The organism is Clostridium sp. ZBS2 (genome assembly GCF_023845855.1).
In the GTDB taxonomy this organism is placed as follows: Bacteria; Bacillota; Clostridia; order Clostridiales; family Clostridiaceae; genus Clostridium; species Clostridium aquiflavi.
The window spans coordinates 1-15,690 of the sequence record NZ_JAMQIF010000016.1 but is presented as its reverse complement, the minus strand read 5'-3'; the positions used below and the strand labels follow the sequence as shown (position 1 = coordinate 15,690).

The 15,690-nt window shown below is 26.2% G+C and carries 23 protein-coding genes and 1 pseudogene; 18 read left to right on the top strand and 6 right to left on the bottom strand.

Annotated features, from left to right (window positions below; all coding sequences use genetic code 11):
• Window positions 1-106: 106 nt before the first annotated feature.
• Together NG918_RS09445 and NG918_RS09440 are read right to left on the bottom strand one after the other, a co-directional pair.
• Window positions 107-433: a hypothetical protein gene (locus NG918_RS09445; protein WP_252215455.1), complete on the bottom strand. Its 327-nt coding sequence runs from the start codon at window positions 431-433 to the stop codon at window positions 107-109.
• Window positions 434-857: 424 nt separating this feature from the next.
• Window positions 858-1,079, bottom strand: a complete 222-nt coding sequence (locus NG918_RS09440) for a hypothetical protein (RefSeq protein WP_252225839.1) — start codon at window positions 1,077-1,079, stop codon at window positions 858-860.
• A 262-nt stretch (window positions 1,080-1,341) separates the two neighbouring features.
• On the opposite strand from NG918_RS09440, the gene NG918_RS09435 reads away from it, so the two are divergent.
• Both NG918_RS09435 and NG918_RS09430 read left to right on the top strand, forming a co-directional pair.
• Window positions 1,342-1,800 carry a hypothetical protein gene (locus NG918_RS09435; RefSeq protein ID WP_252225837.1) on the top strand — a complete coding sequence of 153 codons (459 nt, stop codon included), beginning with the start codon at window positions 1,342-1,344 and terminating at the stop codon, window positions 1,798-1,800.
• 396 nt (window positions 1,801-2,196) lie between these two features.
• On the top strand, window positions 2,197-2,685 hold the full coding sequence (locus tag NG918_RS09430; protein ID WP_252225835.1) for a GNAT family N-acetyltransferase: 489 nt from the start codon (window positions 2,197-2,199) through the stop codon (window positions 2,683-2,685).
• Window positions 2,686-2,886: 201 nt separating this feature from the next.
• On the opposite strand, the gene NG918_RS09425 is transcribed toward NG918_RS09430, so the two are convergent.
• Entirely contained in the window at window positions 2,887-3,330 is a 444-nt protein-coding gene (locus NG918_RS09425; protein WP_252225833.1) for a hypothetical protein, read from the bottom strand.
• 332 nt (window positions 3,331-3,662) lie between these two features.
• Here NG918_RS09425 and NG918_RS09420 point away from each other — a divergent pair, with 332 nt between their 5' ends.
• The 14 genes and pseudogenes from NG918_RS09420 to NG918_RS09355 all read left to right on the top strand — a co-directional run bounded on the left by NG918_RS09420 (window position 3,663) and on the right by NG918_RS09355 (window position 14,001).
• A complete protein-coding gene (locus tag NG918_RS09420; protein ID WP_252225832.1) occupies window positions 3,663-4,004 on the top strand; it encodes a hypothetical protein in 342 nt (113 codons plus the stop codon).
• A 17-nt stretch (window positions 4,005-4,021) separates the two neighbouring features.
• Window positions 4,022-4,222: a GNAT family N-acetyltransferase gene (locus NG918_RS09415; RefSeq protein WP_252225830.1), complete on the top strand. Its 201-nt coding sequence runs from the start codon at window positions 4,022-4,024 to the stop codon at window positions 4,220-4,222.
• A 527-nt stretch (window positions 4,223-4,749) separates the two neighbouring features.
• The gene (locus NG918_RS09410; protein ID WP_252225828.1) at window positions 4,750-6,843 is read left to right on the top strand and encodes a serine hydrolase domain-containing protein; all 2,094 of its coding nucleotides are present in this window, start codon (window positions 4,750-4,752) and stop codon (window positions 6,841-6,843) included.
• 61 nt (window positions 6,844-6,904) lie between these two features.
• Window positions 6,905-7,954, top strand: a complete 1,050-nt coding sequence (locus tag NG918_RS09405; RefSeq protein ID WP_252225826.1) for a galactose ABC transporter substrate-binding protein — start codon at window positions 6,905-6,907, stop codon at window positions 7,952-7,954.
• 162 nt (window positions 7,955-8,116) lie between these two features.
• Window positions 8,117-8,563: a GNAT family N-acetyltransferase gene (locus NG918_RS09400; RefSeq protein WP_252225823.1), complete on the top strand. Its 447-nt coding sequence runs from the start codon at window positions 8,117-8,119 to the stop codon at window positions 8,561-8,563.
• Between the two features lie 615 nt (window positions 8,564-9,178).
• The gene (locus NG918_RS09395; RefSeq protein WP_252225820.1) at window positions 9,179-9,811 is read left to right on the top strand and encodes an RpiB/LacA/LacB family sugar-phosphate isomerase; all 633 of its coding nucleotides are present in this window, start codon (window positions 9,179-9,181) and stop codon (window positions 9,809-9,811) included.
• 56 nt (window positions 9,812-9,867) lie between these two features.
• A complete protein-coding gene (locus tag NG918_RS09390; protein WP_252225818.1) occupies window positions 9,868-10,437 on the top strand; it encodes a transglutaminase domain-containing protein in 570 nt (189 codons plus the stop codon).
• A 21-nt stretch (window positions 10,438-10,458) separates the two neighbouring features.
• Window positions 10,459-11,016, top strand: coding sequence for a flavodoxin family protein (locus NG918_RS09385; RefSeq protein ID WP_252225816.1), 558 nt, complete (start codon window positions 10,459-10,461; stop codon window positions 11,014-11,016).
• 256 nt (window positions 11,017-11,272) lie between these two features.
• Window positions 11,273-11,722: pseudogene (locus tag NG918_RS09380) on the top strand (VOC family protein).
• 200 nt (window positions 11,723-11,922) lie between these two features.
• Window positions 11,923-12,312, top strand: coding sequence for a carboxymuconolactone decarboxylase family protein (locus tag NG918_RS09375; RefSeq protein WP_252215493.1), 390 nt, complete (start codon window positions 11,923-11,925; stop codon window positions 12,310-12,312).
• A gap of 275 nt (window positions 12,313-12,587) precedes the next feature.
• Entirely contained in the window at window positions 12,588-12,791 is a 204-nt protein-coding gene (locus NG918_RS09370; RefSeq protein ID WP_061314725.1) for a helix-turn-helix transcriptional regulator, read from the top strand.
• Window positions 12,788-13,234: a hypothetical protein gene (locus tag NG918_RS09365; protein WP_252215495.1), complete on the top strand. Its 447-nt coding sequence runs from the start codon at window positions 12,788-12,790 to the stop codon at window positions 13,232-13,234. Before NG918_RS09370 ends, NG918_RS09365 begins: the two co-directional genes overlap by 4 nt.
• Window positions 13,235-13,283: 49 nt before the next feature.
• Entirely contained in the window at window positions 13,284-13,832 is a 549-nt protein-coding gene (gene lepB, locus NG918_RS09360; RefSeq protein WP_252215496.1) for a signal peptidase I, read from the top strand.
• A gap of 1 nt (window position 13,833) precedes the next feature.
• Window positions 13,834-14,001, top strand: a complete 168-nt coding sequence (locus NG918_RS09355; protein ID WP_252215498.1) for a hypothetical protein — start codon at window positions 13,834-13,836, stop codon at window positions 13,999-14,001.
• On the opposite strand, the gene NG918_RS09350 is transcribed toward NG918_RS09355, so the two are convergent.
• Both NG918_RS09350 and NG918_RS09345 read right to left on the bottom strand, forming a co-directional pair.
• Complete coding sequence (locus tag NG918_RS09350; protein WP_252215651.1) at window positions 13,994-14,461, bottom strand: DUF6773 family protein; 468 nt, start codon at window positions 14,459-14,461, stop codon at window positions 13,994-13,996. The genes NG918_RS09355 and NG918_RS09350 overlap by 8 nt on opposite strands.
• Window positions 14,454-14,663, bottom strand: a complete 210-nt coding sequence (locus NG918_RS09345) for a helix-turn-helix transcriptional regulator (RefSeq protein ID WP_017353070.1) — start codon at window positions 14,661-14,663, stop codon at window positions 14,454-14,456. Before NG918_RS09345 ends, NG918_RS09350 begins: the two co-directional genes overlap by 8 nt.
• Window positions 14,664-14,685: 22 nt before the next feature.
• Between NG918_RS09345 and NG918_RS17095 the strand changes: the two genes are divergently transcribed.
• Together NG918_RS17095 and NG918_RS09335 are read left to right on the top strand one after the other, a co-directional pair.
• Complete coding sequence (locus NG918_RS17095; protein WP_353735865.1) at window positions 14,686-14,916, top strand: stage II sporulation protein P; 231 nt, start codon at window positions 14,686-14,688, stop codon at window positions 14,914-14,916.
• Complete coding sequence (locus NG918_RS09335; RefSeq protein ID WP_252215499.1) at window positions 14,882-15,169, top strand: stage II sporulation protein P; 288 nt, start codon at window positions 14,882-14,884, stop codon at window positions 15,167-15,169. Before NG918_RS17095 ends, NG918_RS09335 begins: the two co-directional genes overlap by 35 nt.
• 109 nt (window positions 15,170-15,278) lie before the next feature.
• On the opposite strand, the gene NG918_RS09330 is transcribed toward NG918_RS09335, so the two are convergent.
• The gene (locus NG918_RS09330; RefSeq protein ID WP_252215500.1) at window positions 15,279-15,605 is read right to left on the bottom strand and encodes a hypothetical protein; all 327 of its coding nucleotides are present in this window, start codon (window positions 15,603-15,605) and stop codon (window positions 15,279-15,281) included.
• Between the last annotated feature and the right edge of the window lie 85 nt (window positions 15,606-15,690).

The following is a 15,690-nucleotide window of genomic DNA, read 5'->3' as shown; positions in this document are numbered from 1 at the left end:
TTAATAATGTGGTATTTTAATAATATATGTTGAAAGATAGATTTGGAGAATTTAAATACATCTTATGTTAGGTTAATCCTAAGTAAACAAAAAATTTAATGGAACATTATTTAGAAAAATTAAGAGATACTTCACCACTACCAATAATAACTATATAGTCACTTTCTTCAAGTAATATTTCTGATGTAGGAATATATGCTTTATTAAATTTTCTAAATATTTTTTGATTTCCATGAGCATCCACTATTGCTAAACTTGTAATACTATTAGGGGTAATTAGTTTAGCAGTCATCGTATATTCGTTAACGTGATTAATGGTATAAACACCTTCTTTATAAGATGCTGATGTTGGACCAATAACAGTAGCATTAACATTATCTAAAAATATCAACATAAATACCATAGTTAATATTATAATTTTTGAGAATTTCATAATATAGACACCTCACTTATTTCTATTAATAATAGTTTAATCTAAAAAACAGATATTATTAAGGAAATAATTGGAGTGGTAAAAGATAATTAATATGTTATGAAATTTTTAATAAGGTATAATACATACTAGTAGAGACAGTATAGCAGCATTCTTATGCCTACTTTTAATATTATGTAAAAAGAAAGATAGTACATCTATTTCTAAAAATCATTCCATGACTTTCTATCCATATCATCTCCCCCTATAATTACCAATATACCATAATCTACTAAGCACTAGGAGACAAAGATATTATAATGTTGAAATGACAGAGGTTCAGGAGCATTTAGAATTATTATAATTGCTAAAGAAACATTTAGGATCTGTTATTGTAAATGGATACCAAGACATTTTAAAAGATTGAAATATAAAACCTAATTTGTTATCCAATAGTAGGATCTTCAGTTGGGGAGTTATTAATTTCTTGTTGTGAAGATATATATTGTTGTTGAGATGCGACAGTTAGCATTAAACAGCCTATACCTACAATAAAATTTCCAAGTACATTTATTTCATCAGCAGTTTTATCTTTTGAAAATGAAATAGCAAATGCATTAGTTAAAATCAGTAAATCTTCAGGACTTAGATTATCTAAAAATGTCATTATTACACCTACTTACAAATAATAATTCATAGTAGATATTATGATTATTATATAAATAATATGAGTGTAGTGTGCTGGAATAGCAAATAGATGTAGATTTTGTGGAGTAAATCAAAAAATGTTCTTGGAAAATTGAATAATGTGATATTTACAAAATGTGTTATAATAGCAGGTTGAACCAATTGTTTGTAGAACGAATAATATAATATATAGAATATTTACTAATGAATATAAAGTGATTACCATAAAGCAGGTGTCTAAAATGAATAGTATGTTTAATGGAATTGTGTTTAATATAAAGCGAGGATATTATAGATATATTGGTTCTGGTTCTAGTAGAGATGTATTTGATTTGGGAAATGGATATGTAATCAAAGTAGCAAAAAATAGAGCCGGAATTGCACAAAATAAATCTGAGTATAATATTTCGCATTATGATAATTCAGGTCTATTTGCAAAAGTTGTAGATGTTTCAAATAACTTTAATCTGTTAATAATGGAAAAGGCAGACAAGATATATAACATTTCAGATGTATGGAAGTACTTCAATGTTAGAGGGAAAAGAGGATTGTTTAGTTTAAAAGAACTAAACAATATTTTGAGGCACTATAATTTACTATTGAATGATTTGAAGAGGGAAAGTAGCTGGGGAATGATTAATGGAAGACTTGTAATAATTGATTATGGTTTTACAAGAGAAGTTTGCACAAGATATTATTAATCTTTTTAGAGATAAGGGGAGATACCATATTATTTGATTTTTATAAATGAATAATGTGGTATTTTTTAGTAAGCGATATAAGTAAGTTGATAATATGAATTTGCATTTTCTGTTTCACAATATTTATTAAATAATAATATATTTACAATATATGTTATAATCAATTTGTAATAGTAATTTATAGCCCTAAGATTAAAGATGAAAAAATCATAAATTATGTTATTAAAGAATAGAAAAAAGAGATTGATAATATAAAGGAAAAAGTTCATGGTATATACATTTAGAAATAGTAGATGGTGAATTATCTAAATTATTAGTCAATATATAGTTTTAATAAAATATAGTGATAAGCATAATATTAGTAACAAAACAATAAAAATGAGAGGAAGAGCATTAATGGATATTAAAATTAGACAAGTATCTATAAAGGATTTAGATTCAGTAACAAAAGTGGAGGCAATCTGTTTTCCACATGCAGAAGCAGCTACTAAAGAATCTTTTGAAGAACGTATTAAAACATTTCCTGAAAGTTTTTTTGTAGCAGAAATAGATAGAAGAATAATTGGTTTTATTAATGGGTGTGTCATAAATGGAACTGTTATATATGATGAACTCTTTGAAGATTCTAGATTACATATTCAATATGGAGATTACCAAACAGTTTTTGGACTTGATGTTATACCAGAGTATCGTAATCAAGGAATTGCAGCTAAGTTGATGAACTATATGATAGAAATATCAAGATTAGCAGGGAGAAAAGGTGTTATTTTAACTTGTAAAGAAAAGCTTATTCATTATTACACAAAGTTTGGATATAAAAATCAAGGTATATCTAAATCAGTACATGGTGGAGCTGAATGGTATGATATGATTTTAGAATTTTAAATTTGATGAGGCAAAATATAAAAATATTTTTTATAATTGAATAATGTAGAAAATAAGGTGAATATGTCTTAAGGTTTATAAAAATAAATATAGGTAAAATTATCTCATATCTTATATTTAAATTTAAATAAGCAGTCTAAGTTTTAAATAAAACAGTAGACTGCTTGTTTACATAATGAACAAGTTTAAATTATGTGATTTTTAATTTTTCTTATTGTATAAAACATAATAACAATAAAATTCAATTCTTTTACTTAGAAGAATGTAAGCCATAGATACTAATTGGAACATTCCCATAAGTGCTATGTAACAACTAAGAAGTGTTAAAAAAATATCACCATTAGATGAACTAAAACTTTCGGATATAAATTTAAAAGATACTATACCACCTAGTAGAGGAAGTATAGCAATTTTTTTATGTCCATTTTTTATTGTATGTAAAAAGAAGAATAGTACGCCTATTTCTAAAAGGCCTTGTGCAATGCCACCATACATATCTTCTAATCCAAAAATTGATAATATAACATAAAATAAAATGATTATAACCCTAAAAGCTATTAATACAGCTTGTATAATATTTAAGGTTCGTCTGCTTTCTGCAATTAATTCTGGTTCTGGAAGGCTTTGATTAAGTCTTTCTTCCATAATTACCTCCTTGTATTTACATAAATTAAAAAAGTTGCTATACAAGTATAACATATTTTGTAATAATTAGTAATATAAAAATAGAGCGAAGTAAACTAAAAAGTAAATTATCTATATTTACAAAATGTAATGTATTTAAGTATAAAAGAAGAACGTAAATATAAAATTGTAGGAACTGAACCGCATATTCAGTAGTGAAATAAAAGTATTAATGAAAATAAAAGCGTGGGCAGAACTGTATTCTAAACGAATTGGAGAAGTTAAGTGAATTTAAAATCAGTAAGTATTTTAGGAATAGTACTAATAATATTTAGATAAAAATGGAGGACAGTATGAAAAGAGCACTTTTAGTTGTAAAGAAACTTTTAATAATATTTTGGTGGCAAGATATAGAGAAATCTAATATTTTTGTAAGAATATTAAATTATATATTTGCATTTACTCTAAGTTTTGGAGCTTTTTCTTGGACATATTTGTCTAATATGAACTTAATTCTTAAAATAATTGTAGGAACTTATGGTGTTCTTACGTTTATGTCATTTTGGCCAGCTTCAAATTTATTGGATGAAGAATCTGAAACTAAGGGATCTATATTTTATATTTTTCAAAATACACTTATCATATTTTCATTTATAATTCTTTTAAGATATATAATTAAGGAAGAAAAATATTAAAGAAAAAGATAGAAATTTTGGACACTGCATTTAATAAATTAAATCTTCATAGAATTGATTTAGGGGTATTGGATTTTAATGTATCTGCAATTACGTGTTATAAAAAAGCAGGATTTAATATTGAAGGAAGTTTTAGAGAATGTAGAAAAATAAATGAACAATATTGGTCATTGCTCAATATGAGCATTCTTGAAAGTGAGTATAGGAATTTAAAATGATATTAGATTTACTTGTGGATTAGCTGACCCTAAAGATGAAATTAATGTAAAAGGTATAAGAGAAGGGCTAAATAAAGTTCTTCCAGAAGAAATGAAAAATACAATTAAGATTTTTAATTTGCGTGGGGCAATAAAGAACTATGAATCTCTGAGAGAAGAGGAGAAAGAAATGATTGATACTTATGGAAAAGTAGTGAACTTTATGGATAAAGAGACAATTGTTATATTAAAATGAATATATTAAGAATTTGTTTTTAAGGTCGTTTAATGAAAGGTAGAGATTAAATAAAAGGTCTCTACCTTTTGTTTTATTATAGATTTACGATTTATAGTGATAGATTTACATACACATAGATAACTTTTACGTTATAAACCTATACATACAAAAAATATATTATATGGTAAAATTAATAATATAAAAATATAGGTATTTATTCAAATTACTCAAATTAATGGAATATTAAATAAATACAATTATTAAAATTAAATAACAAATTAAACATATAGAAAGTTCGGAGGTAAACTTAATGAAAAAATTTTCAAAACTGTTAGCACTACTTCTAGCAACGCAACTTACTTTAGTATGTGGAGATAGAAATAAACCTGTTAATGCCGCAATCAACACATTAGAAAAGAGTGATTCTAATTATTCTATTAATGTAAATGGAACAATTAAAGAAAAGGCAAATACGCTTGTTGAAAAGTATGGTGTAACAAGTGTTCAATATACAATTATGGATGATGGTAATATAATATCATCAGGAAGTAGTGGAGTATATAGTAAAAATAGTAATAGGAGTATAGCTAGTGATACTATGTATGGGATTGGTTCAACATCTAAGACTTTTACAGCAGCTGCTATAATGAAATTAGTAGATATGAAAAAAGTTGATTTAGACAAGCCTATTGTAAATTATATTCCAGAGTTTGTAATGAAAGATGAAAGATATAAAAAAATAACGACTAGAATGTTGCTTAATCATTCATCAGGAATTATGGGGAGTGCATATTCAAGAACAATCTTATGGGATGATAATGATACAATTGCCCATGATAAATTATTAGAGCAATTAAAAACTCAAAGATTAAAAGCTGAACCAGGTAAATTTTCTGTGTATTGTAATGATGGATTTACACTTGCGGAAATATTGGTTGAAAAAGTAAGTGGACAAAGCTTTACAGATTTCATTCATGATAATATAACAATCCCATTAAAAATGGATAATACAAAAACTACACAAGATGGATTTAATAGAGATAAGCTTGCAAAAACTTATAGTACAATTGCACCTACAGTAGATACACCACCAGATAGTACAAACATAATTGGTGCAGGTGGGATATATTCAACAACACAAGACTTGTGTAAATTTGGGAATATATTCACAAAGAATGGTACATTGCTTTCAGCAAATTCTGTTAATCAGATGATAAGTGGTGAATACAAAAACGGTTTGTGGTTAGATAACATAGATAATACTGAAAATATTTTTAACTATGGACTTGGCTTTGATGGAACAGATATATTTCCATTTAGCCAATATGGTATAAAAGCTATTGCAAAAGGCGGAGATACATTACTTTATCACAATGCTACTGTTATATTACCAGAGTATAATATGGTTGCAGCAGTATCCTCAACAGGTGGAAGTAGCTTATATAATGAGGTCTTAGCTTGCAATATGTTACTTGATGCTTTAAAAGAAAAGGGTATTATTCAAGAAATAAAAAGTAATAAATCTTTTGATAAGCCAACTAAAACCTTAATAGATGATGATATTAAAAAGTATGAAGGAACATATGGTGCATCAGGACAAATTATCAATGTAAAGATGAATGAAAATGGTACAATGACAGTTTCAAATACATCACTTTTAGCGAAAGCACAGGATACAGAATATATTTATAATGGTAACGGAGTATTTTTGAAACAAGATGGTAGTGAAAAAATTACTTTTGAAAGTAAGGACGGTAAGATTTACTTAAGATCTGATTCGTATATAAAATTGCCAGGAGTTGGAGAAACAGCAGTGGCACAATATATGGGACAAAAATTAGAGGAAAATAAGTTGACAGCAGAAGTAAGTAAAGCCTGGGAAGATAGAAATAACAATAAATATTTTAATCTAACAGATAAGTATAATTCTGAAATATTTAGTGCTTTGCCAGCTTTTATAACTGTTAATTTTAATAATGGTTATCAAATGTCTAACAAAATCATAGATGCAAATAATTCTATTAGTGTTATTGAAGTTCCTGTAATGGCAGGAAGGGATACATTTGATTGTAATTTCTTTAAAGAAAATAATATTGAATATATGAAAGCAGCTGAAAATATATTAATTAGTCAAGATGGTCTAAAAGAAATCATAAAAGGTAACAGCAGTTGTACTATAAAAGATGATGGATACAATATATGGTATAAGGTCAATGATAATTTAGAAGGAAAAAAACTTACAGTAGAATTACCTGAAAATAGTGGATTTTTAGTATATACAAAAGACGGTGTATGTACAAACCAAAGCGCATTAACTAAAAATAATACTGCAACATTATCAGGTGGTGGTTATATAATGTTTGGCGGTGAAAAAGGTAGTAAAATTGATATTACAATAGAGTAGAATATTTTCTCATTAAAAACACATTATAAGATTAATTAAATAAATATTATGGAGGATTGCAATGAAAATTTTAAAGAAATTATTAATATTTATTATGATTCTAGTTATTATAATGGTTTTGCCAATAGAAATTTCTAAAAACAATGCATGTGCTAATTCAAATTTTAATAAAAGAGCTCCTGTTAAAATAGGAGTATTCCTACATAGCTTTGATGACTATCTTTCTCTTGTAAAACAAAATTTAGAAACTATTCAAAAAGAAAATCAAGATAAAGTTGAATTTACTTTTTTTAATGCAAAAGAAAATCAAGCTATACAAAATGAAAGTATTGATAAAGCTATTAAAGAAAATTTTGATCTTTTAATTGTGAATTTACATACTTTAAAATTAGATGAAGTAGGAGATACTCTATATAAAATAATTAAAGAAAATATTCCATTAATTTTATTTGGAGAGCCAGATGAAAATTTAATAAAGTTTATTGGACGTTATGGTGTCTTTATAGCAAGTTCTGGTGAAAACTCTGGTATTCTAGAGGGAAAAATTCTTGCTGATGAATGGATGGATCATAAAGAAACTATAGATAAAAATCGCGATAACATATTGCAGTATATTATGTTAAAAGGTAGAATTGGTGACCCAATAGTAAATCAAAGAACAAAGTATGCTCTTTCAACACTTAATGAAGCTGGAATAAAAACAGAAGAACTTGCATCAGTCAATGGTGAGTGGAGTAAAGATTTAGCTAAAGAGGCTATTGAATCTCTATTTTTAAAATATGGCAACAAAATTGAAGCTATAATTTCAAATAATGATTCTATGGCAATAGGTGCTATTGAAGCCTTACAAAAATATGGCTATAACAAAGGTAATAAATCAATGACTATTCCAGTTGTTGGAATTGATGGAATACCAGAAGCTATTGAATTGGTTAATAAAGGATATATGACAGGTACAGTTATCCAAGATCCTGGTGCTAATGCTGAAGCTCTTTATAAGGTTGGAATGAATCTAGCTTATAGAAAACCTGCTATTGAGAATACAAATTATAAATTTGATGATACAGGAGCTGTAATTCGGTTGCCCTACAAAGAATATAAAAAGGAATAAAAATATTTACTCCTTAAATTTTTTCTCCAATTAGAATTATTAAAAAATAAAAAGTAGTTAATTATTATTATTTAATTTCATAGTTTTACAATATGAACATAACAGTAAACTGCCAATTCAAGTATATTAGTCTGGCAAATCGGTATTCGGAAAGGAAAAGACATGATTATAAGAAAATATAAACCATTAGATTGTATGGTATTAGCCGAATTATTTTACAATACAGTTCATTTAGTCAATGCAAAAGACTATACAGAAGAACAGTTAAATGTATGGGCAACGGGAAGTATAGATTTAAAGGAATGGAATAAATCCTTTTTAGAACATTTTACAGTTGTTGCCATTGAAGATAATGTTATAGTCGGATTCGGAGATATCGATAATAATGGATATTTAGATAGATTGTTTGTTCATAAGGATTACCAAAACAAAGGAATTGCAACAGCAATTTGCGATAAACTGGAAAAATATGTTTGCGCGGATAAAATTAGTACCCATGCTTCAATTACTGCAAAACCTTTTTTTGAAAAACGAGGTTATAAAGTTATTAAAGAACAGCAGATTGAGAGAAAAGGTATTATATTAATAAACTATGTTATGGAGAAATAGGAAAATTAAATAAATATTACCATATTTTAATTTTGGTTTATCAGGTATTTGGGTAGCTATTCTTATTAGTTATATTGTTGCTAGTGTAGCGGCAGCCCATAGTATCTAGAAAGTATCTACCTTATAAAAAAATAGAGGAATTTATTTTGCCTCCACTTTCTATGATTTGATTATTTCATTAGCGATACTTCCCATTATAACTAAATATTTTTCAGTTAATTTATAAAGTTGATTATTTAACTGTCTGAGTCTGCTAGTATTTATCATTTTGTTGGCAGGAAAAAAATATAATTTAAATATAGAAAATACTTGACAATAGGTGGAAAAATCACAGCCTTGTTATAGATAAATACTAAATTACTATCTTTGATTTTTAAAGATAAACAGTAAATTTACAATTTATTCGTAATGGTAAGTGAAAATTGAATCAATAAAATTAATATTAATGATAACTTGATAATGTATTTAAATAAGGGGATTAGTAACATAAAGAGTTGTAATAATTTTTAATTGTTATGACTCTTTATTTTTTACAAAAAAATGAATAATATTATATTTACAATTTATGTTATAATTAACCAGAATATAAATAGTAATTTAAATGAGGTATTTTATATGAAAATTGGTATTATACAAGCTAGTTCTCAAAAAAATAAAAATGATTTGTTATATAATTGTGTAAAAAAGGTTGTAAAAGATAAAGGATATGAGGTTATTAATTTTGGTGTTTTTCAAGATGAAGAAAGTGAATATTCTTATATTGAAATTGCAATTTGTATAAGCATTTTATTAGAAAGTAAATCTATAGATTTCATAGTTACTGGGTGTTCATCTGGGCAAGGAATGATGTTAGCTTGTAATAGTTTGCCAAATATTCTGTGTGGATATATTGAAAATCCATCAGATGCATATTTATTTGGTAGGATTAATAATGGTAATGCTGTTTCATTTCCTCTTGGATTGAATTTTGGATGGGCTGGTGAAATTAATCTGCAATGTACATTAGAAAAACTATTTGATGAACCATTTGGAATTGGATATCCTAAGCAAGATGCAGTAAGAAAGCAAAAAGACACCAAAATGTTAAAAGTTTTAAACAATATTACGAAAAGAAGCCTTGTAGAAGTGCTACCAAAAGTAAATCTAGATTTCATGAAACATGTACTTCAACGAGATAATATTTACTATTATGTTATTAAAAATGGTGAAAATGAAGAATTGAAAGCACTACTCCGATTATATCGTTAAATTTCAATTTTAATAATTAAAATAGTAATTTGAATGAGGGGGAATTGGAGAGATATATGGATATTAATAAAATAAAATCTCCTAAAGATATATTTCAGTATATGAATGATCACATAGAGTATGGATGGATTGATATAAATGGTGAAAAACATATTAAAACCATGAAGGATTTTAGAAAAATATATAAAATATCATCTATAGAAGAAACAATAGATAGAGGATTAGGGACATGCATTGAACAGGTTTCTTTAATGCATAATTTGCTAAACAAATTAAAGGTCAAAAATAAAATGTTTTGTTGTAGAATTTATGAACCTGATGATTATTTTAACTTAGAAAATGATGAACATATGCATTGTTTTTTACTTTACTATTTAAACAATAAGGTTTATCATATGGAACACCCTAATTTTGAGAAAAAAGGTATATATGAATATGATAATGAGGAAGTAGCAATTAATCATATTGTTAATTATTACAGAGAATTAAGAGGTGGAAAAGATAGTCCAATAGCAGAATTTTATAAAGTAAAAGAAGGGTTATCTTTTAAAGAGTTTAATAAGTACATTAATCATGTTAATGAGTTAAGAGGAAATAAGAGGCTAAGAGAAAATCTAAATTTATAATTAAAATATGAAAGGGATATTATGAAAACATTAATATTCAATGGTTCTCCAAGGAAAGATGGAGATACTGTTAGTTTAATAAATGAATTGGTTAAGCAGTTAAATGGTGAGTATAGAATAGTTAATGCATATAATTGTAAAATAAATCCGTGTATTGACTGTAGGTTTTGTTGGAAAAATGAAGGGTGTTGTGTTAATGATGAAATGCAGGAAATTTATAAGTATATACAGGAGTGTGACAATATTTTAATTGCATCTCCCATTTATTTTTCAGAATTAACAGGAGCATTGCTGAGTGTTGGAAGTAGGCTTCAAACTTATTTCTGTGGAAAGTTCTTTCGTAAAGAGATTCCAATTAAAAAGCCTAAAAAAGGTGCCGTTATTGTCGTTGGTGGGGGAGATGGAAGCATAAACAAACCATATGAAACAGCATGTACTTTACTTCATCATATGAATTCACATGACATATTTCCACTTGTATATAGTCATAATACAAATAGTAATTCAGCAATTACTGATATTAATGCTATAAAAGGGATAAATGGTATTACAAAATTTTTTAATGATCCAAAAGAATAAAGATAGTTGCGTAAGTACGATTTTTAACGATATATCTAGAAATTTAAACGATATATTTCAATTTTAGAATTTACTTAGTAGGAAAATAAGTTTTAAAAAGTCAAATATAAAATTATAAGCAAAAACAAAGAGTTGTAATGATTTTAATTGTTATGACTCTTTATTTTTGCTTATGAAACTGAATAATATTATATTTACAAGTTATGTTATAATTAACCAATAGATAAATGGTAATTTGAAAGGAGAAACTTGTAATATGAGATACACAAGTACTTTAATAGCTGTAGTAGATATAGAAAAATCTAAAAGGTTTTATAATAAGATACTAGGATTAGATGTTATTGATGATTTTGGTGCAAATGTAACTTTAACAGGAGGTATTGCTTTACAAACATTAGAAATGTAGAAAGGTTTTATTCATAAAGATAAAAATAATACATTTGAATGATACTTTGAAGAAGATGATATGGATGCTTTTATTAAAAAGCTAAATACCTTTAATGATATAGATTATGTACATGGATTAATTGAGCATAAATGGAGGCAACAAGTAGTAATGTTTTATGATTTGGATAAGCATATAATTGAGGTGGGAGAAAATATTACAATTGTTATTAAAAGGTTTGCTAAAAATGGACTTTCAGCTGAAGAGATTGCAGTAAGAATAGAGGTACCATTTCATTATATAAAATCATGCTTACAATAGCAAATTACAAGTTTAATAATTTAAGTGATAAATGTGCTTTATTTAAGGCATTCAATGAAAGTCATGAAGCAGATATTGTAAATGAGTTATCTGTTGTAAATAATAAAATATTTAATAAATATGAGAATAATGCTTTTTGAAATAAGAAGATAATAGAAGAACTAATAATAAATAAGATAGAAGTAAGGGGTAATTTAATTATGAATGATTTTGAAAGTATACTTAACTATTATAAAAGTGAATTGAAGTGGAACCCACCATTTGCAGAGGTGCTTTCTAAATATTCTCCAAATGGATTAAATGGATATTTAATGATGCGTGAATCCATTGAAAGTGGACATTTGTCTAAAAAGACTAGAGAATTAATTTTTACTATATTAGATAGCTTAGATGATGAAGTAAGTGGAGCAAAGTCACATGCTATTGCTGCTATAGAAGCAGGATTAACAATGGAAGAATTAGTAGAGGCGTTTGTAATTGTAACTATTGTTAAAGGAATTAATGTATTATGCAAAACAGGTGTTGAAGTAATTAAAGCAGCAGAAAAAAGATTACATGATATAAATTTAACTAATGAAAGTCAAACATAATATTATAATCAAAAATAAAACATCTATTGAAAAGTCGTATTATTTAGAAATAAATGTGCGATTTTTTTTAGATAAGTTAAAATAAGTAAATTTAAATAGTAATTTGCAGGGGAGTTTAAGAGAAAATCTAAATATATAATTAAGACTATTTATATAGTATTTAGCAGACTTAGAATATAGTCTGCTATTTTTTATGGAAAGTTTGCTTGACATTAAATGGAATAATTTGTATAATAATTATGGAAAGTTTACTTTCCCTAGAAAGGAGGAGTACTTTGAAAAATCGTTTAGAAGAAATAAGAAAGCAAAGAGGAATAAAGCAAGAAGATTTAGCTAATGCTCTTGAAGTTTCAAGGCAAACAATTGGCTCTCTTGAAAATGGAAGGTATAATCCATCAATTATATTAGCTTTTAAAATTGCTAGATATTTTAATATGAGTATAGAAGAAATTTTTATTTATGAGGAGGAGAATAAATGAAGAAATCTGTGTTATATACAGGTATTGGGTATTTGCTATGTGGAATTACATTCATTGCAGTTGCTCTCTTTACTGAATTTAAATTTGAAGGATTATTATGTGGATTTGGAGGTGCTGGTGTTAGTTGTGGAATAGTTTCTATTTTGAAATATATGCACTGGTCAAAACCAAAAAATCAGGATGAGTATAATAAAAGATTGAAGATTGAAAAGATAGAATTAGAAGATGAGAGAAAGATTATGATAAGAGATAAAAGTGGATGTATTACTTATAAAATAATGCTGCTTATATATTCTATATTAATAATAATATTTTCTATAATTAATATGGTTGGAGATTTTAAACCACTATCAACATATATTGTTATCACTTTTGTTATTTTACTTGTTTTTCAGTATTTCTGTGGGATTTTTGTATTTAATTATCTTAATAAAAGATTATAAACATAAGAAACTTGAAACGTAAATTTAAAGGTGAAAGGAATAATAAATTATGAATATTAATAAGAAACAATTTTTAAAAGATTGGGTAGTACCAGTATTTTTGGCAATAGCAGTAGCACTTTTAATAAAACAGTATTTATTTTTAAGTGTATATGTTCCGTCTACATCAATGGTACCTACAATAAATAAATGGGATAAGCTAATTGTAACGAGGATATACAATACAGAAAATATAGAAAGAGGAAATATTATTGTATTTAATTCAGATGAATTAGGAAAAAGGCTTGTTAAAAGAGTTATTGGATTACCTGGAGATCATATTGTAATACATGATGGTATTACAAATATAAATGGAACTGATATTAAAGAAGATTATGTGAAAAATAATGAAAAATATGATGGAGTATTTGATGTACCAGAAGATAAGTTTTTCTTTTTAGGTGATAATCGTGCAAATTCATGTGATGCACGACGTTGGAATAATCCTTATATAGATAAAGAAGATATTCAAGGAAAAGCTATCTTTAGGTTTTATCCTTTTGATAATTTAGGATTTTTAATTTATTGCACGGATTATTTACAGCAGGGGATGTATTAAATTGAAATTTATTACATTAACAAGTAGTTATAAAACTGAGTGGGAAAGTTTGATTAGTGAGTTTGAAGAGAATGGAGAAAAAATAATTGCTACAGCGAGGCAAAATAATATAGTTAAAAACATAAAAGGATGGAAATTAATTACCGTCCTTTTATGTTTTTTTAATTAGCCTCATCAGATTTTGATTCACAACTCTCTTCAATCTTTTTGATTCTTTTTTTATAGATTGATGAAAATACAGTTAATGTAACAAAAGCTAAAGCAAAAACTGAACTTAACATAATTATTCCTGTAGCGATTGAACCTAGCAATTTATGATATTTTAAATATGAGGATATAAAAAATGTTATACCACATAAAATACCTGATATTGAACTGACAATTATATTAGTTTTTATGTTTGCTTCTAATTTTCTATCCCAAATTCCATTTTTCAAGCATGCAAAAACAATGTATATAGAAAGGCACATGAATACAATCAACTCACCTATAATATCTCCTTTACCAATTGATGATTGAATGAGGATAGTGGCAAAGAGTCCCCAAAATGCAAACCACATGCCATTTCGTTCAATTTTTAAAAGTTTTTGTTCTTGCATTTCATCTAATTTATTTTTTCTTTTATTCATCATTTTCTTCCTCCCAAAATAAATCATCTAGTCCTTTTCCCAATGCTCTGCAAATGGCTCGGCATAGCTTAATCGTTGGATTATAATCGCCCTGTTCAATAGCATTCATTGTTTGCCTAGAAATTCCAACTTTTTCAGCAAGTTGTTTTTGCGTCATATCAAGTTGAGCACGAGCAACTTTTATAGGAATATTTCGTCCCATATAATCACCTCCATATTTCTATATTATTATAAAAATTACTTTATGTCAAATATATACGACATATATAAATAAATATTTTAATTTTATCAAGTGCAAGGCACCAAAAGAATATACTGAATCATATCAAAATTCACGTGATTTAATAAAAGCAGATGTTAAAGATTATTCAAATAATATTTTATTGGATATACATGGAGATGCAGTAAATAGTACTAAATGTGATACAAAAAAATATAACATTAGTTCTTGCTAAAAATAGTCCTTATTATGAGAACAATAAGATATTTTCTGAAAATTTATTACAAAATATAAATAGTTCAAATGAAATTAAAGCAGAAATAATTTCGTATAATCGTGGTAAGTTATGCTTTAATCAGGATTTATCTAAAAATGCGTTACTTATTAATTTGGGAAATAACATGTCTAGTGACAGTGATATAGAAAAGTGCGTAAATGTACTTGTTTCAGCTTTAAAGAAAACTCAAAAGAATAGTTATGAATATTAATTAAATGTTTTTAAATTAGGGTGTATTTTAAAGCAATGTTGATAAATGAATTATGATTAAAGTGGACAATCACATGATTGTCCACTTTAAGAATTTTACTTATGTAAATTTAGTTACTTTTAGATGATTTTATTTTTTTAACAATATAAGTTATTGTATATCCAATTATCCATAATACTGAGTAAATTAAAACATATTCAAATGCTGAATCATTTAAATATATTTTCATTAATATTATATAATCTAATATAGACACTCCAAATGAAAATATTAGATTAACTATATTTGTATTATTTACAGCACATAAAATTCCTTGTATTAAAAATAATAATGGAAATAGTAAAAGTAATGATATTATAAAAAGTCCTTTAAAATCTATTCCCTTTGTATTGTAGACATCCATATTAGTAAATGAGATTACTGTTAATAGGCTCATTAATATTGCTGGAAAGAAAATTATAATTATATTTTTCTTTTTTATGGAGATCCCCTCCCCTTTGTTTATTCATATATTGATTAAT

What these genes read in the sequence shown, in the direction of transcription:
- NG918_RS09445 (WP_252215455.1), bottom strand. Translation starts at nt 433, where the DNA reads ATGAAATTCTCAAAAATTATAATATTAACTATGGTATTTATGTTGATA.
- NG918_RS09440 (WP_252225839.1), bottom strand. Translation starts at nt 1,079, where the DNA reads ATGACATTTTTAGATAATCTAAGTCCTGAAGATTTACTGATTTTAACT.
- NG918_RS09435 (WP_252225837.1), top strand. Translation starts at nt 1,342, where the DNA reads ATGAATAGTATGTTTAATGGAATTGTGTTTAATATAAAGCGAGGATAT.
- NG918_RS09430 (WP_252225835.1), top strand. Translation starts at nt 2,197, where the DNA reads ATGGATATTAAAATTAGACAAGTATCTATAAAGGATTTAGATTCAGTA.
- NG918_RS09425 (WP_252225833.1), bottom strand. Translation starts at nt 3,330, where the DNA reads ATGGAAGAAAGACTTAATCAAAGCCTTCCAGAACCAGAATTAATTGCA.
- NG918_RS09420 (WP_252225832.1), top strand. Translation starts at nt 3,663, where the DNA reads ATGAAAAGAGCACTTTTAGTTGTAAAGAAACTTTTAATAATATTTTGG.
- NG918_RS09410 (WP_252225828.1), top strand. Translation starts at nt 4,750, where the DNA reads ATGAAAAAATTTTCAAAACTGTTAGCACTACTTCTAGCAACGCAACTT.
- NG918_RS09405 (WP_252225826.1), top strand. Translation starts at nt 6,905, where the DNA reads ATGAAAATTTTAAAGAAATTATTAATATTTATTATGATTCTAGTTATT.
- NG918_RS09400 (WP_252225823.1), top strand. Translation starts at nt 8,117, where the DNA reads ATGATTATAAGAAAATATAAACCATTAGATTGTATGGTATTAGCCGAA.
- NG918_RS09395 (WP_252225820.1), top strand. Translation starts at nt 9,179, where the DNA reads ATGAAAATTGGTATTATACAAGCTAGTTCTCAAAAAAATAAAAATGAT.
- NG918_RS09390 (WP_252225818.1), top strand. Translation starts at nt 9,868, where the DNA reads ATGGATATTAATAAAATAAAATCTCCTAAAGATATATTTCAGTATATG.
- NG918_RS09385 (WP_252225816.1), top strand. Translation starts at nt 10,459, where the DNA reads ATGAAAACATTAATATTCAATGGTTCTCCAAGGAAAGATGGAGATACT.
- NG918_RS09375 (WP_252215493.1), top strand. Translation starts at nt 11,923, where the DNA reads ATGAATGATTTTGAAAGTATACTTAACTATTATAAAAGTGAATTGAAG.
- NG918_RS09365 (WP_252215495.1), top strand. Translation starts at nt 12,788, where the DNA reads ATGAAGAAATCTGTGTTATATACAGGTATTGGGTATTTGCTATGTGGA.
- lepB (WP_252215496.1), top strand. Translation starts at nt 13,284, where the DNA reads ATGAATATTAATAAGAAACAATTTTTAAAAGATTGGGTAGTACCAGTA.
- NG918_RS09350 (WP_252215651.1), bottom strand. Translation starts at nt 14,461, where the DNA reads ATGAATAAAAGAAAAAATAAATTAGATGAAATGCAAGAACAAAAACTT.
- NG918_RS09345 (WP_017353070.1), bottom strand. Translation starts at nt 14,663, where the DNA reads ATGGGACGAAATATTCCTATAAAAGTTGCTCGTGCTCAACTTGATATG.
- NG918_RS09330 (WP_252215500.1), bottom strand. Translation starts at nt 15,605, where the DNA reads ATGAGCCTATTAACAGTAATCTCATTTACTAATATGGATGTCTACAAT.